Annotated in this window: 15 protein-coding genes; 12 read left to right on the forward strand and 3 right to left on the reverse strand. The window is 61.4% G+C overall.

Annotated elements, in window-relative coordinates; genetic code table 11:
- Positions 1-59 precede the first annotated feature (59 nt).
- From PLZ73_01235 to PLZ73_01245, 3 genes are read left to right on the forward strand one after another with little or no spacing between them, the layout of a single operon-like run.
- Positions 60-1,265, forward strand: coding sequence for a homocysteine biosynthesis protein (locus PLZ73_01235; protein ID HOO76491.1), 1,206 nt, complete (start codon positions 60-62; stop codon positions 1,263-1,265).
- 12 nt (positions 1,266-1,277) lie between these two features.
- Positions 1,278-1,685, forward strand: a complete 408-nt coding sequence (locus PLZ73_01240) for a 4Fe-4S dicluster domain-containing protein (protein ID HOO76492.1) — start codon at positions 1,278-1,280, stop codon at positions 1,683-1,685.
- A 34-nt stretch (positions 1,686-1,719) separates the two neighbouring features.
- Positions 1,720-3,096 carry a tetratricopeptide repeat protein gene (locus PLZ73_01245; protein ID HOO76493.1) on the forward strand — a complete coding sequence of 459 codons (1,377 nt, stop codon included), beginning with the start codon at positions 1,720-1,722 and terminating at the stop codon, positions 3,094-3,096.
- A 30-nt stretch (positions 3,097-3,126) separates the two neighbouring features.
- On the opposite strand, the gene PLZ73_01250 is transcribed toward PLZ73_01245, so the two are convergent.
- Positions 3,127-4,812, reverse strand: a complete 1,686-nt coding sequence (locus PLZ73_01250) for a PD-(D/E)XK nuclease family protein (GenBank protein HOO76494.1) — start codon at positions 4,810-4,812, stop codon at positions 3,127-3,129.
- Positions 4,813-5,028: 216 nt separating this feature from the next.
- Here PLZ73_01250 and PLZ73_01255 point away from each other — a divergent pair, with 216 nt between their 5' ends.
- The 9 genes from PLZ73_01255 to PLZ73_01295 are packed head-to-tail and all read left to right on the forward strand — an operon-like array spanning position 5,029 to position 11,578.
- Positions 5,029-6,375: a potassium transporter TrkG gene (locus tag PLZ73_01255; protein ID HOO76495.1), complete on the forward strand. Its 1,347-nt coding sequence runs from the start codon at positions 5,029-5,031 to the stop codon at positions 6,373-6,375.
- Positions 6,376-6,427: 52 nt separating this feature from the next.
- Positions 6,428-7,114 (forward strand): TrkA family potassium uptake protein, encoded by a 687-nt coding sequence (locus PLZ73_01260; GenBank protein ID HOO76496.1) that lies wholly within the window; start codon positions 6,428-6,430, stop codon positions 7,112-7,114.
- Positions 7,115-7,116: 2 nt separating this feature from the next.
- Positions 7,117-7,434, forward strand: a complete 318-nt coding sequence (locus tag PLZ73_01265) for a tetratricopeptide repeat protein (protein HOO76497.1) — start codon at positions 7,117-7,119, stop codon at positions 7,432-7,434.
- Positions 7,435-7,464: 30 nt separating this feature from the next.
- Complete coding sequence (locus PLZ73_01270; GenBank protein ID HOO76498.1) at positions 7,465-8,580, forward strand: tetratricopeptide repeat protein; 1,116 nt, start codon at positions 7,465-7,467, stop codon at positions 8,578-8,580.
- Positions 8,558-9,184 (forward strand): HEAT repeat domain-containing protein, encoded by a 627-nt coding sequence (locus tag PLZ73_01275; GenBank protein ID HOO76499.1) that lies wholly within the window; start codon positions 8,558-8,560, stop codon positions 9,182-9,184. Before PLZ73_01270 ends, PLZ73_01275 begins: the two co-directional genes overlap by 23 nt.
- A 1-nt stretch (position 9,185) precedes the next feature.
- Positions 9,186-10,073 (forward strand): diacylglycerol kinase family lipid kinase, encoded by an 888-nt coding sequence (locus PLZ73_01280; GenBank protein ID HOO76500.1) that lies wholly within the window; start codon positions 9,186-9,188, stop codon positions 10,071-10,073.
- On the forward strand, positions 10,066-10,683 hold the full coding sequence (locus PLZ73_01285) for a sigma-70 family RNA polymerase sigma factor (protein ID HOO76501.1): 618 nt from the start codon (positions 10,066-10,068) through the stop codon (positions 10,681-10,683). Before PLZ73_01280 ends, PLZ73_01285 begins: the two co-directional genes overlap by 8 nt.
- A 5-nt stretch (positions 10,684-10,688) precedes the next feature.
- Entirely contained in the window at positions 10,689-11,135 is a 447-nt protein-coding gene (locus PLZ73_01290) for a zf-HC2 domain-containing protein (GenBank protein ID HOO76502.1), read from the forward strand.
- Positions 11,132-11,578, forward strand: coding sequence for a hypothetical protein (locus tag PLZ73_01295; GenBank protein ID HOO76503.1), 447 nt, complete (start codon positions 11,132-11,134; stop codon positions 11,576-11,578). The genes PLZ73_01290 and PLZ73_01295 overlap by 4 nt, the downstream gene beginning before the upstream one ends.
- A gap of 304 nt (positions 11,579-11,882) precedes the next feature.
- On the opposite strand, the gene PLZ73_01300 is transcribed toward PLZ73_01295, so the two are convergent.
- Positions 11,883-12,095 carry a hypothetical protein gene (locus PLZ73_01300; protein ID HOO76504.1) on the reverse strand — a complete coding sequence of 71 codons (213 nt, stop codon included), beginning with the start codon at positions 12,093-12,095 and terminating at the stop codon, positions 11,883-11,885.
- Complete coding sequence (locus tag PLZ73_01305; GenBank protein HOO76505.1) at positions 12,092-14,083, reverse strand: ATP-binding protein; 1,992 nt, start codon at positions 14,081-14,083, stop codon at positions 12,092-12,094. The genes PLZ73_01300 and PLZ73_01305 overlap by 4 nt, the downstream gene beginning before the upstream one ends.

Here is a 14,083-nt window from a genome sequence, read left to right on the forward strand (position 1 = left end):
CGTTCGGAGAAAGCGTCCGCCGCCGGCGGGCGCTTTCTCCGGGCGGCAACGGTGGGCGGATGGCAAAGACGATAGCCGAAATCAACGAGAAAATCCGTTCCGGAACGGCGGTGGTCCGCACCGCCGAGGAGATCATCGGGATCGTCGAGGAACGGGGCGCGGACGCCGCCGCCGCCGCCGTGGACGTGGTCACCACCGGCACCTTCGGGGCCATGTGCTCTTCGGGGGTCTTTCTCAACCTGGGCCATACGCGTCCCAAGATGAAGATCTCCCGGGCCTGGATCAACGACGTCGAGGCCTACAGCGGTATCGCCGCCGTGGACGTCTACCTGGGCGCGGCCCAGGTGGCCACGAACGATCCCTTGAACATGGTCTTCCCCGGAGAGTTCCGCTACGGGGGAGGGCATGTCATTCAGGATCTGGTGGCGGGTAAATCCGTGCGCCTGGCCGCCGAGGCCTACGGAACCGACTGCTACCCCCGGAAACACCTGGAAACCTCGATCTCTCTGGCCGAAATCAACGAAGCCACCCTGTTCAATCCGCGCAACTGTTATCAGAACTACAACGTCGCGGTCAACGCCGGCGCCGGGAGAACCATCTACACCTACCTGGGAGTGCTCAAACCCCACTGCGGAAACGCCAATTATTCCAGCGCCGGTCAGCTCAGCCCCCTGCTCAACGATCCTTTCCTGCGGACCATCGGGATCGGGACCAGGATTTTCCTGGGAGGCGGGGTGGGCTATATCGCCTGGCAGGGCACCCAGCACAACCCGGGGGCGCCCCGGGACGAGGGGGGGATTCCCACCGAAGGAGCCGCCACACTCTCCCTGATCGGGGACCTGAAGCAGATGAACCCCCGTTGGCTGGTGGGGCTGAGCCTGCTCGGATACGGCGTATCCCTGATGGTCGGCGTCGGCGTTCCCATTCCCCTTCTCGACGGAGAGGTCGCCCACCGGACGGCGGTGCGGGATCGGGATATCCTGGCCCCGATCGTGGATTATTCCTCCGACTACCCCGAACGCTCCCCCCGGATATTGGGCCGAGTCTCCTACGAAGAGCTGCGTTCGGGATCGATCGGAATCGAGGGGAAGCGAGTGCCGACCGTTCCTCTCTCCAGTTACGCCGGCGCCCGGGAGATAGCCTCCCTGCTCAAATCCTGGATCGAGAAGGGGACATTCTCCCTCACCGAGCCGGCGGCCCGGCTGCCGGGACCGGAATCGGCCGTAACCCTCAAACCCCTGGAAATCCGGAGGCGGGACATCTGAGCCCGGAAATTCATGCCCCGGCACAGAATCGTCGTTAAGTTTCCGCCTTTCAAAATCGATCAACCCATCATCTACCGCCTGGCCAAGGATTTCAGCCTGATCTTCAACATCCTCCAGGCGCGGGTCAACCCGGAACAGGAATCGATACTGGTACTGGAAATCACGGGGGAAAACGATCAATGCCAGGCGGGAATGGCCTACCTGGCCAAGGCGGGGCTGGAAGTCCAACCCCTCAGCAGCGACATCAACAAAAACGAAGACAAATGCACGCACTGCGGGGCTTGTCTCGCCGTCTGCCCGACCGGGGCCCTGGCGGTGGACCCGGAAACGTACAAGGTCGTTTTCGACAACACCCGCTGCATCGCTTGCGAAGCCTGCGTTCCGGCCTGCCCGGCCCGAGCCATGGAAATCCACTTTTAACGGCGCTGCCCGCGCCCACGACAAGGAGACCTCCGTGAACACCGGCGCCGATTACGTTCCGTCGCACCCGCACCGTTTCCGGGCGGCTCTGTTCGCGGCCGCCTTCTGCGCCCTGGCGGCCGCGGCGTCCGCGGGGAGCCAGACCAGGTGGATGCGGGAACATCCCGATGTTTCCTGGAATTACCTGCGGTCCTGGGAAGCTCGGCATCAGTGGCTGACTCCCCGCCGCGAGGGGAGACTGCTCTTCCAAAAAGAGCGGCCGGAAGAAGCCCGCCGGGCCCTGGAGGAAGCCGTGCGCCAGGGTGCGGAGGACGGAGAAACCCTCTACGAACTGGGCTACTGCCGCCGGGTGCTGGACGGCGTCGGCGAGGGGTCCCTGGAGTGTTTCAGTCGGGCGGCATCCTGGTTCGAAGTCAACGATCCGGCCCATCCCTATTTTTTCAACTCCCTCTACCTGGCCGGCGACACCTTGTCCGGCCAGGGGAACAACCGGGAAGCCCTGGCCCGGTTCGAAAAGGCGGCGGAGCTCGATCCCGGGAATGGGACCGTCCTTTTGAGGATCGCTCTCTGCCGGCGCCGGGCGGGAGATCCGGCCGGGGCGCTTCGGGCGCTGGAGAATATCGCTCCCGAAGACGAAGCGGCCGGCCCCGCCGCCGTCCTGGGCGCGGTCATGTCGATCGAGACCGGCCGACCGGAACTGGCCGAGCGGTTCCTCTCCCGGGTGCCGGCGGATGCGGAAACCCTTTACCTCCGGGGACGTCTGCTCCAGGACCGAGGCGACAGAACCGAGGCCCGGCGATGCTACGAACAGGCGCTGGAAGTCGACAACGGGTACCGTGAAGCCCTGATCTCTTCGGCCAACCTCGCCTACGCCGAAGGCGACCTCGCGCTGGCCCGCGACCGGTTCCGGAAACTTACGGAGATCGAACCGGAGACCCCCCGCTGGCATTTCAATCTCGGCGTCGTCTTCTCCGAGATGGGGAAGCCGGAGGAAGCGGCGGAGGAATGGGCCCGAGCCGGAGGATTCGATCCGGAGCAGAGGGAGGCGTCTCGCGACGCCGGTATCTTCGAAGAGGCGCGCCGTTTGCAGGAGACCGGTCAGGCCGAAGCCGCGGCCGAGCTGTACCGGCGCATCCTGGACGACGAGCCCTTTTTCATCGCCGCCCGCTATAATCTGGCCATTTCCCTGGCGGCGGAGGGCGACGCCGGGGCGGCCTTGCGCGAATACGAACGCCTGCTGCGCATCGACGAGGACTATGCGCCCGCCCACCTCAACTTCGCGATTCTGGCCGAAGCCAAGGGCATGAACCGCGACGCCGCCTATCATTTCCGGCGCTATCTCGCCCTGGAGCCGGAGAGCCCTCAGGCGGAACTGGTCAAGCGGCGCCTGCGGCAGCTTCGGGGATGGTGAGGTTTCTCCCCCGGCCGTTTCGAACGGCGGTTACTCGTACTCTTCGGGAACGGGAGCGTCCGCGGCGTATTCGGCGTCGCTCAACTCGCTGTCCCCCATGATATCCGCCCGAAGAGCGCAGGTTTCGAGGTGGTCGCAGGTTTTGCAGTAGCGGTTTTTCCGGGGGGGGAAGAATTCGCTCTCTTCGCTGGCCCCGGCCGCCTGGTAGCTCTTGATCTTGTCTTTGATCTCGCCGGCGGTGGCGTCGATCCCGGCCAGAACCTCGGGGAGGTTTTCCCGCCGGCGATGTGTCACTATCTCTTCGTCGTGAGCCAGCATCTGCAGGGCCAACCGGGAAATCTTCAGCCGGAAAAGCGACTCGCACGCCAGGAAATAAATCGTAAGCTGATCGTCTTCGTCGACCTGCCGCTGGGTCCGGCGGCTGGGCTCGGTCTTGTAATCGACGATCCCGTACGTGCCGTCCTCGAGAAGATCGATGCGGTCGATAAAGCCGGTCATAACCGCGTTTTCCCCTACCGGGAGTTCGAAATACTCCTCCACCCTGAAAGCGGGACGGTACTTATCCCCCTCGACGTAACGGGCGAAGTAACGTTTAAGCATCTCCACCCCCTGATCGTGATACCGCCTGGCTTCTTCGGGATCGGCGTAACCTTCCTGGTACGAAGAAAAAGAGCGCTCCCAGAGTTCCAGAAGCGCGGCCGCGGTGGTCTTGCCCCGGTATTCCGGGTTATAAAACCGTTCCAGGGCGTCATGGACCGCGGTCCCGTAGGAGAAGAAGGGGCGCGACCTGGTTCCGCAACCGTCCAGGTACACCTTTTTCCAGGCCCGGGGGCATCGCTGGTAGGAACTGAGCTTGGAGTAACTGAGCCGCAGACGTTCGGAAAACCGTTCCGGCGCATCCCCGCTCAGCGTCAGGGGAGTGACCGGCCAGGCCGGGCAGGCGGCGAGGTATTCGCAGGTGCTGCAGAGCGGGCCTTTCTCCGCCAGCGATTCCGGGTGTTCCAGGGGACTGTGCCGGCGCAGGGCCTTGTCCAGCAGGGTAGGGGGCCGAGTCATGCGGGCGATGCTGGTGACGGTTTGATCGATCAGGGCGTTGGCCGCCTTCAGATCGTCCGCGGTCGGGGTGACGCTTACCTTGCGGTTCGCTCTTAAAAAATAAAAACCGACTTTCGAAACGCGCCCATGGAGATGCTTGTCGGCGTTGGCCCCCTGGAAAAGAACCGCCGCTTGAAGATCGCGAGCCAGTTCGTCGGGTTCGAGAGTGTTCTTGCCGGTCTTGTAGTTGATGACTTCATACGTGCCGTCTTCGAGAAGATCGACCCGGTCGGCCCGGGACGAAACCGAGGCGGCGCGGGTCTGGAAAGACACGGTGACGTCGACATAACGAACCTTGGGAGGAGCGGCGGAGAAGTCCTGGTAGAACCTGCGCAGAATCTCCTGCGCCTGGGTCTTGAACTGATTTTCCTCGAGTTGGTCCCGATATCCTTCCGAAGCCCAGTTGCGATCGAGCAGTTGCATGAGATCGTCGAGGGAGGGGAGCTGGGATGTCCCGCGCTTGTGAAAATACTGGAGCGCTCCATGGAGGGATTTATAGAAGCTCAGCGCGGCTCCGGGCTTTTTGTCCCCTTCGACTTGATCGATATAGGCCAGCTTGTACTTGAGCGGGCAAGCTATGAACGTCTTGATCCTGCCCAGGGAAAGTTTAACCGTTTCCATACCGCCCTCCTTGTGCTGTCGCCGGAACAGTACGAGCGCCCCGGTTCGAGGTTTTACTCTAAACCGTTCGAATTGTGAGCGCAAGAAAAAGCGATCTGGGGGCGGGCGGGAAAAAAACCGCGTTCGGCCTCCCTTCTTTGCGTATAATAATAAGCCATGAAAGCAGGGGGGCCGATAGCGCTGCCGGGGATGGGGCCGAGAGCCAATCCGCCTCGGATGATAGTCCTTTCGTTCCTGGGGATAATCCTGGCGGGGACCATCGTACTCATTCTTCCCCTGTCGACGGTTCAGCCGGGGTGCATGAACCCGATCGACGCTCTGTTTACCGCCGCGTCCGCAACCTGCGTCACCGGTTTGATCGTGGTCGATACCGGGACCTTTTTCTCCCCCTTCGGGAAAGCGGTCATTCTGATCCTTATTCAGATCGGCGGATTGGGCCTGATGACCATGTCCACTTTTTTCCTGGTGCTACTGGGGAAACGACTGAGCCTCCGGGAACGCCTGGTCCTGGAGGATACCATGGGGAACGTCCGGATCCGGGGCCTGAAGGGGCTGTTGCGGATGGTGGTCATGACCACGCTGCTGCTGGAAACCGCGGGAGCGGCGATTCTGACCTGGCGTTTTCACCTTTTTCACGGCATGGAGTTGAAGGAAGCCCTCGTCAAAGGGGTATTCCACTCGGTTTCCGGGTTCTGCAACGCCGGCTTTTCCCTGTTTTCCGACAACCTCATGGCCTTCGGCGAGGACTGGTGGGTCACCGGAACCGTCAGCGGCCTGATCTTCCTCGGCGGGATCGGCTTTCTGGTTCTGTTCAACCTGATCAACATCCGTTTCTGGAAGAGGGACCGGACCCGGAGGGGCAGGCTGCGCCTTCATTCCCGTCTGGCACTGCTGATGAGCCTCTACCTCTTCCTGGGGATGTTCGTTCCTCTCCTGCTCGGAGAATGGGACAACACCCTGTCGGGGATGCCCGTCAGCGAGAAGTTCAGCCGCACGGTGCTGCAGGCGCTGACGCCTCGAACCGCAGGGTTCAACACGGTTCCGGTCGACGAACTCAGGCCCTTCAACCTGTGGATAACTCTTTTCATGATGTTCGTCGGAGCTTCTCCCGGGGGAACGGGCGGGGGGATCAAGACCGTGACGTTCGTCGTTCTGGCCGCCGCCGTTTACGCCCTGGTGGCCCAAAAGAAGGAAGTGGTCATCTTCAGGCGGACCATTCCCCAGAAAGTGGTGCTGGAATCCCTGGGGATAGCCGTTATCGGGGTCATGGTCATTTTTATCGGGTGCGCCGCCCTGCTGCTGACGGAATTTCCCAACCAGACGGTGGTCAGCTCCGCGGGGCACGCCACCGACCTGCTCTTCGAGACCGTTTCAGCCTTCGGAACCGTGGGGCTGTCGGTGGGGCTGACTCCGCATCTGACGGCATTGGGAAAATTGATCGTCGCTTCCATCATCTTTCTGGGACGGGTCGGGCCCCTGGCGGTCGTGCTCATGATCGGCCGGGTGGCGGCGACGCCGGGCGGCAAGATCAAATACCCCGAAGAAATGGTGGTCGTCGGATAACCTGTGCTATGATCCCTGAACCTAAAAAGCGGAAAACGAGGGAGTTTCGGACATGAGGCAATTCGTGGTCATCGGCGCCGGGAGGTTCGGACGGTCGGTGGCGACCACCCTGGCCGAAAACGGGTGTCAGGTTCTCTTGCTGGATTCCGACGAGAACCGGGTCCAACAGATGGCGGAAACGGTCACCCAGGCGATTCAACTGGATGTAACCGATGAAAAAGCCTTGCAGAGCCTCGATTTGGGGGAGATGGACGTGGGGGTGGTGGCCATCGGCAGCAAACTCGAAGCCAGCATTCTGGCGACCATGAAACTCAAGGAGATGGGGGTAAAAACGGTGGTCTCCAAAGCCGGTAGCATGCCCCACAAGAAAATACTGGCCCGGGTCGGGGCCGACATCATCGTCTTTCCGGAACGGGACATGGGCGTGCGCACGGCCAACCGCCTCCTCTCGCCCGACATCACCGACTATATAAATATCTCCTCCGGCTACAGCCTGGTCGAGATCAGGGTACCCGAACACCTGGTCGGGCAAACGCTGGCCGAAGCCAATATCCGGGCGCAATACGGCGTGGATGTGGTGGCGATCAAACGCCAGAAACCTCAAATCGAAAAAGACGGGCAGACCGGGCTCAGCGAAGAGATGGAAATAGCGCCGTCGGCCTCGGAAGTATTCGCCGAGGGCGACGTACTGGTCGTGATCGGCAAGGTCAAGGATATCGAAACCTTCAGGATGGTTTGAGCATGGGCGCAGAGGGAACCGGAGCCAGGAAGGAACGCAAGCTGCGTAAAGCGTTCGAAGCGAACCCCGCCGGGGCGGAAGCATGTCTGGATCTGGGGAAATACTACTTTCTCAAGGAAGAGTTCGCCCGCGCCGGAGAGGTATATCGCCAAGGACTGGAGCATAACCCCGACTCCGTCGGCATCCTTCTCAACCTGGCCGTCACCCGGGAAGCACAGGGACGCTGCGAGGACGCCAAGAAACTCTATCTCAAAGTCCTGGAAGTGGACGCCAACAATCAATCCGCCCAAGAACGGTTGGAGCGCCTGACGTCCTTCTAGTCCCGGATGGAAAGAACCTTCCGGCAAACGATGAGAGCGTTGATATGGGCAAGCCTGCTGCTGGCGGTTCCCGGCGAGCCGGCGGCCGCTTCCGGGCAAGCCGAACGGACGTGGTGGGCCCTGGCCGAAGAGGCCGCCGGAGCGGGGGATTACGGCCGGGCCTTGGAGTATATCTCCCGTCTGGAGGCCGTCGGCCGGCGCGACCCGGGCCTCGACCGGGCTAAAAACGATCTTCTCTGCGCCGAAGGACACCGCCTGCTCCGACGTAAGAATTACGATGGAGCCCGAAGCCTGTTTCTGGAGGCGCTCGACCGGGACCCGACGCTGGTCGGGGCCTGGAAGGGATTGGGCGTCTCCGCCTATTTCCGGCAGGAGATGACGGACTCCCTCCGGGCCTGGGAAAAGGTTCTGGCTCTGGCCCCCGGGGACCGGGACGCCGCGGAATGGTCGAAACGGGTGAGAAAGGAAAGCCGGCTGGAGGGGGATCTTGATTCTTCGCGGATGGGGAACTTCATCTTCCGCTACGAAACGGAAATGCCCGCGGATACGGTCGGCGATCTGGAAACCTTCCTGCATCAGGCTTACCGGGAAGTCGGTTACGACTTCAACTACTACCCCGATCGGCCCGTCGTGGTCATTCTCTATCCTCCCGATCGGTTCCGGCGCCTCCACGGCACGCCCGGATGGGTGGCGGGACTCTACGACGGCAAGATCCGTTTGCCCTCTCCCGGGGGGGAGGGGGAAGGGGAGGATTTCAAACGGATTCTATGGCATGAATATACTCACGTCGCGGTTCACGACCTCTCGGGGGGAAAAGCTCCGATCTGGCTCCAGGAAGGGCTGGCCCAATATGAGGAGAACAAAGTGATTCCGGTCGAGGGAGAGGCCGGCGCAACACCGGCCGACCCCATCCCCTGGGACCGCCTGGACGCGTCCTTTTCGTTCGCCGGCAGCGCCGCCACGGTCAGATCGGCTTACCGGCAGGCATGGTCCCTGGTTTCGTTTTTGATCGACGAATACGGTTTCTGGAGAATCAACTCCTTCCTGGAACGGCTGCAGAGCTCGAAAACCTGGAAAGAGGCGTTCGCCGATGAATTTCTGATCAGCGCCGAGGATTTTGAGGATGATTGGGAGCGTTCCCGTTAGCATCGCCGGAGCGGCTCTGTCCGTTTTTTTCCTGATCGGCTGCGGATCCGGCGAGACCGACCGCGACGGGGACCGCAGACTTCTGAGGCGCCTCACCTGCCAGCTGCGCTCCGATAAGATCGAAGAAGTGCGCGCCGCGACCCTGTCCGTCACCGAGGAGGGGATCGAGCCCCTGTTTCCGGTACTGTTCGACAACGCTTTTCACCGAGATCCCCGGATACGTTTCATCACCGTTTCCGCCGCCGCGGCGGCCGGAGATCGGGCCTTCGCTCCGGTGTTTCTCAATGCCCTCGCCGACTCCAACAGCCTGATCCGCACCCGGGCCCTCAAAGGATTGGCCGAATCCGAATATCTGGAAGCGGCGCTTCCGATCTCGGACTGTCTGAAAGACCCCAGCCGCCAGGTGCGCCTGGGCGCCACCGCCGCCCTGGGGCGCCTGAAGGCACTGGAAGGCATCCCGCCGCTTCTGGAGCGGTGGAGGGCGAGCGGGAATACCCTGGAAGAAGCCACCGCCTGGAAGTCGTTACGGGAGATCTCGGGGATCGATCTTCCCCGTGAAATTTCTCTCTGGACGCGCTGGTGGGAACCGGTACGGGAGCCCTAGCATGGAAGCCGCCCTGATCGTCAACCCCACTTCGGGCCGGATCCGCTATCCCGCCGACATCGAGAAAGTCGAACACTGCTTCCGAAGAGCGGGCGAAGACATTACGGTCTTGGAGACCGAAGGCCCTCTTCACGCCCGGGAACTGGCCGCGCGGGCGTCCGAGCGCGGGTTGAACCCCGTCATCTCCATGGGCGGCGACGGAACCCTCAACGAAGTCATCAACGGGATCGCCGGCGGAAAAACGGCTCTCGGCGTCATTCCCACGGGCATCAGCAACGTATTGGCCCTGGAACTGGGCATTCCTTCGGAAATCCGCGCCGCCGCCGACGTCATCGTCGCCGGGGAGACCAGAACCATCGACCTGGCGGAAATCAACGGCCGCTTCTTCTCGCTCATGGCCAGCATCGGCCTCGACGCCGAAGCCTGCAGAACCGTCAACCCCGTTCTCAAACGACGCCTGAAACGCTACGCTTTTCATCTTTCCGGGCTCCGGGCCCTGTTCTCGTTCCGCCCCGGTCTTTTCCGGATCGAAATCGACGGAGGGGAAGTTCTGACCGGCGCCTCGGCGATAATTTCCAACGCCCGCTTTTACGGCGGCCGGCATGTCGTTACTCCCGAAGCCCGTGTCGATGACGGTTTTCTCGATATCTGCGTCTTCTCCCGAAAGGGGGCCGCCGCTTCCCTGCGTTACTTTCTGGGCGTCCTCAGGAAGCGAGTCCATGAATACCCCGACGTCTCCGTCCGCCGGGCCACGTCGGTCCGGATCGCAGACCCCGGACTCCCCATCCAGATCGACGGCGATTTCATCGGATTCACCCCCGCCGAGATCCGCATCCATCCCCGGGCCCTGACGGTTTTTTGCCCGGGGGTGAATAAATCACATGACTGATCGTCTAAAAGGTACCGAGGAACAGGATCAGGAAAGCGACGCCGAGGTCATCGCCGCCTGCCTGGGCGGCGAGGTCGACCGCTATCGAGTTCTGGTCTCCAGGTACAAGGGCAGGGTATACGGTATGGTCTACGGGATCGTATTCGACCACGGTCACGCCGAGGATATCGTCCAGGAGGCGTTTATCCGGGCCTTCCGTTCGCTCGGGGGCTTCAGAAAGCAGTCCGGGTTCTATACCTGGATCTACCGGATCGCCCGCAATCTGGCGATAGACTCGCTGAGGCGCCGGCGCCCGGAATTCTCCCTGGAGGAGAACCTGGAGATCTTCTCCTCCGCCGCCGGAGGGGGCCTGGGGCCGGCGGGTCGGGAGGCCGAGCGGGAAGAATTGCACGAACAGGTGAGGAAAGCCATGACCCTCCTGAAACCCGAACATCGAGAGATCCTTTTCTTGAGGGAGTGGGAGGGCATGTCGTACCGTGAGATATCGGAAAACATGCATTGCTCCCTGGGAACCGTAATGTCCCGGCTCCATTACGCCCGCCGCAGGCTGTCCGAACTTCTGGAACGGAGGCCGGCCGGGGCGAAGGGGAAGGGCAGGGGAGGGCGGTGAGACGTATGCCCGTCTGTAAAGAAGAATTGATCGACCTCTATCTCGACGGCGAACTCGATCCCGGCGCTTGCGGAGAGGTCGAGGAACACCTTCGCGGCTGCGCCCGTTGCCGGGACCTGCTGGCGGCGCGAAAGCGTCAGGCGGATGCCTACCGCGGCCTCATCGCCGCCGCGGTCGAAGCCGCGGAAGAGGACGCTGATTCCGTCTGGGATGCCGTGGCGGAGGCCATATGCCGCCCCCGCCGGATCCGGATCATCCGCCTGCGCGTCGCCGCCTGGGCGGGCGCGGCGGCGGCGGCGGCCGCCGCCGCCGTTCTCCTTCTTCACCCCGGAGCGGGAACGCCCCCCGCCTCATCCAGCAAGATACTCTCCCTCAACAGCCCGGGACACGATATAACCATCTATCAACCGCAGACCGGTTTCACGGTCGTTTGGCTGCAGGAGCAATCATGAGAAGATATCTGTCGGCAGGGGCCCTGGGTCTGGCTCTGATTTTATCCCGGACCGCGGCGGCCGAGGATCTCCCCGTCATGGTCGATGTCTTCACCGCCTCGGAAGAACCCGGAGGAATATCTCCCGAACTCGAGTATCTTTCCGCTCGGCTTCAGGCGACGCCTTTCCGTTTCAACAGTTACCGAGCCCTGGGCACCGCTTCCACGGAGATCCCCGTCGGGTCCGAAGCGGTCCTGACCTTCGATATCGGGGAACCCCTCCGGGTCGCTATCCGGGTCCGTTCCATCGGCAACGACGCTTCCGCCATTTCGGTGGGCCTTACCCGGGGCGATATCCGGCTCCTGGATTCGGAACTGGAACTGGGTCGCAACGGTACGGTCCTCGTCGGAGGGCCTCCTTTTGGATCCGGTTACCTCATGATAGCCATCTCCGAGCGTTGGTAACAAAACGCCTGCGGTCGGAGATCTCCCAACCTACGAGTTTTCATTTCCTCGCGCCCGCCGGCTCCATTGCCGCGCCCATGACGCCTTAGACTAGGGGCGCTTTCGCCCCCGAAGTTATTCAACCGACTATCCACAAATTACTCACAAGTTATTCACATGGAGCCTATCATCATCGCTGGCATAGCGTTATGGCGTTTTTGGCAGGATTTTGCTCCATGCTTAGTTTTACATAAGGTACATTATACGAAGTAGTGTCAGATCGACAAAATCGGCTTCCGCAGTTCTATCGACTGCTGTCTCGGAGTCAGGCGGATGCGCCCCGGCGGCGGAGCCACTCGATGACCAGATCCACTTTCTCGTCTCGAGGCAACGCCCTGCGGTTAAGCCAGCGGTATACGGTATCCCGGGATACGCCGCAGTGCGCCGCCAGGCTTTTCATGTTGGCATCGAGTCCCCGATGGAGTTTCCAGAAATCGATGAGCAGATCGGTTGTTCTGGCGGCGGGGTCCGGGTTCATGGCTCCGCAGTGGGCAGCGTGAAGATGAACGTGGAACCGGACCCGAGGCGGCTCTCGACGTGGATATCGCACCCATGCTGGTCGATGATCTTTTTCACCAGAGAAAGCCCGAGGCCGATACCCGAGAAACGCTGACCGACGCCGCGGGCCGACTGGTAGAATTTATCGAATATCCGGTCCAGGTCCTCGGGAGGGATACCCCGGCCGTGGTCCCTGATGAGAATCTCGATCCGGTGCAGCTTTTCCGGGGATTCCTGGAAGGGTTTGCGGGCCTTGATTTCGATGGAACTGCCGTCGGGACTGAATTTGACGGCGTTGTCCAGAAGGTTGATGAATACCTGAATAATCCGATCTTCGTCGATCCTGACCGGGGGAAGACTGGGCTCGACGCCGACCCTGATTTCGATATCGCGCTGCCGCGCCCTGCCCTGTTCCATTTTGACACAGTGGTCGATGACCCGTCCGATGTCGACCAGCGAAAAGGCCAGTTCGTCATGAGCGTGCGTGGAAGAAAACGAAAGCATCTGCTCGATCAACGCCGTCAGGCGCTGCAGGCTTTTGCTGCAGACTTCCAGCCCTTCCCGCTGAAGATCGGTCAGAACCCCGAGTTTGGAGTCGAGCATCATCTGCACATAGCCGCTGATCGCCATCAGGGGCGACCGCAATTCATGGCTGACTCCTGAGATAAATTCGGTTTTGAGGTCGTCCAGGGACTTCAATTCCTGATGCGCGCGCTTAAGCTGATCCAGGTTGAACTTGAGGTCCTCGACCAGGTAGATGTTGTCGATGGTGGAGGAGAGGTCGTCGGCGATATTTTGCAGTATCCCCTGGAACTCGGGCGAGCGGGCGGTTTCGTCTTGAAAACCGGCATAGACCGCCCCCAGCAAAGTTCCCCTCACGGTGAGGGGAATGGCCAGATCCGTGGTCATCTTTCTGGCTACGATAAACCGTCCGAAATCGGTCTCGGCGCTGACCGTGCGGGCGTCGCCCGTAGCCATGATCTCATCCCGGAGGCAGACACCAACGGTGGCCCCCACCGGGTAGAACTTCTCCTCGTCCCCCGGAGGGAGCATGGGAATATAACGAAAAAACTTATCGGGGATATTCCTTCCCACCAGCGCCAGACCGACCAGGTGCCAGGGCCACAGGGGATAGTGTTCGATTCTGGCTTTGAGAATTTCGACGGCTTCGGCGATGCCGGAAGCGGTGTTCAGTTCGTGGGCGACATGACCGAGAAACCCTATCTTCTCGATATTGCGGTAGATGTTGATCCGCATCTCGTCGATGCTGCGGGCCAGCATCCCGACTTCATCGGACGCCTGGCTGTAGATGGGCTCTGAAAGATTTCCTTCCCCGATTTTTTTGGTCTGTTCCGCCAGAATGCTGAGCGGCCGGGTTATGGAAAACACTACCAGCCAGAGCACGATCAGGGTGAAGAAGAAGACCAGACCGGCGACTTTGAGCTGGGTGCCGATAATGCGGTTTTCGGCGGCGTTCAGGCGCATTTTTGAGAGTCCGATGACGATGGTGCCCAGCTTCCCGATGGGGGCGTCGAGAACGATGTCCTCCCGGGTTTGATACACTTCTTCGGAGGGAACCGGCAGTTCGCCGGTTTCCAATGCCTGGCGCTCGTCGCGGTTGAGCCCGCGGGCGGTGATGATCCTTCCCGACCGGTCCAGGATGGCCGCGTATTCTATGTCTCGGAGACTGGCGGCGGATTCGACGTACTGGTTGAGCTTGCGGTTATCGACGTCGAAGAAGCCCTGATAGGCGGAAGCCAGTCCGACCACCTTGCCCAAACCGTCGGCCATCTCCTGCATCCCCAGACTGAGGGAGGAGCGGAGCTGTTTGATCGAGAACACGCTGGTGATGACGATCAGAAATACAAAAGCGCCGACCAGGAGAATGGTGAGTTTGACCCCCAGGCCCAGGTAATGCCCGTGGCCGGTTTTTGTTCGTGCTTTGACCGTGTCGAGAGCTTCGGTCAT

The sequence above is a fragment of the bacterium genome (assembly GCA_035380285.1).
In the GTDB taxonomy this organism is placed as follows: domain Bacteria; phylum Auribacterota; class Erginobacteria; order Erginobacterales; family DAOSXE01; genus DAOSXE01.

What these genes read in the sequence shown, in the direction of transcription:
- PLZ73_01235 (HOO76491.1), top strand. Translation starts at nt 60, where the DNA reads ATGGCAAAGACGATAGCCGAAATCAACGAGAAAATCCGTTCCGGAACG.
- PLZ73_01240 (HOO76492.1), top strand. Translation starts at nt 1,278, where the DNA reads ATGCCCCGGCACAGAATCGTCGTTAAGTTTCCGCCTTTCAAAATCGAT.
- PLZ73_01250 (HOO76494.1), bottom strand. Translation starts at nt 4,812, where the DNA reads ATGGAAACGGTTAAACTTTCCCTGGGCAGGATCAAGACGTTCATAGCT.
- PLZ73_01255 (HOO76495.1), top strand. Translation starts at nt 5,029, where the DNA reads ATGATAGTCCTTTCGTTCCTGGGGATAATCCTGGCGGGGACCATCGTA.
- PLZ73_01260 (HOO76496.1), top strand. Translation starts at nt 6,428, where the DNA reads ATGAGGCAATTCGTGGTCATCGGCGCCGGGAGGTTCGGACGGTCGGTG.
- PLZ73_01265 (HOO76497.1), top strand. Translation starts at nt 7,117, where the DNA reads ATGGGCGCAGAGGGAACCGGAGCCAGGAAGGAACGCAAGCTGCGTAAA.
- PLZ73_01270 (HOO76498.1), top strand. Translation starts at nt 7,465, where the DNA reads ATGAGAGCGTTGATATGGGCAAGCCTGCTGCTGGCGGTTCCCGGCGAG.
- PLZ73_01275 (HOO76499.1), top strand. Translation starts at nt 8,558, where the DNA reads ATGATTGGGAGCGTTCCCGTTAGCATCGCCGGAGCGGCTCTGTCCGTT.
- PLZ73_01280 (HOO76500.1), top strand. Translation starts at nt 9,186, where the DNA reads ATGGAAGCCGCCCTGATCGTCAACCCCACTTCGGGCCGGATCCGCTAT.
- PLZ73_01285 (HOO76501.1), top strand. Translation starts at nt 10,066, where the DNA reads ATGACTGATCGTCTAAAAGGTACCGAGGAACAGGATCAGGAAAGCGAC.
- PLZ73_01290 (HOO76502.1), top strand. Translation starts at nt 10,689, where the DNA reads ATGCCCGTCTGTAAAGAAGAATTGATCGACCTCTATCTCGACGGCGAA.
- PLZ73_01295 (HOO76503.1), top strand. Translation starts at nt 11,132, where the DNA reads ATGAGAAGATATCTGTCGGCAGGGGCCCTGGGTCTGGCTCTGATTTTA.
- PLZ73_01300 (HOO76504.1), bottom strand. Translation starts at nt 12,095, where the DNA reads ATGAACCCGGACCCCGCCGCCAGAACAACCGATCTGCTCATCGATTTC.
- PLZ73_01305 (HOO76505.1), bottom strand. Translation starts at nt 14,083, where the DNA reads ATGACCGAAGCTCTCGACACGGTCAAAGCACGAACAAAAACCGGCCAC.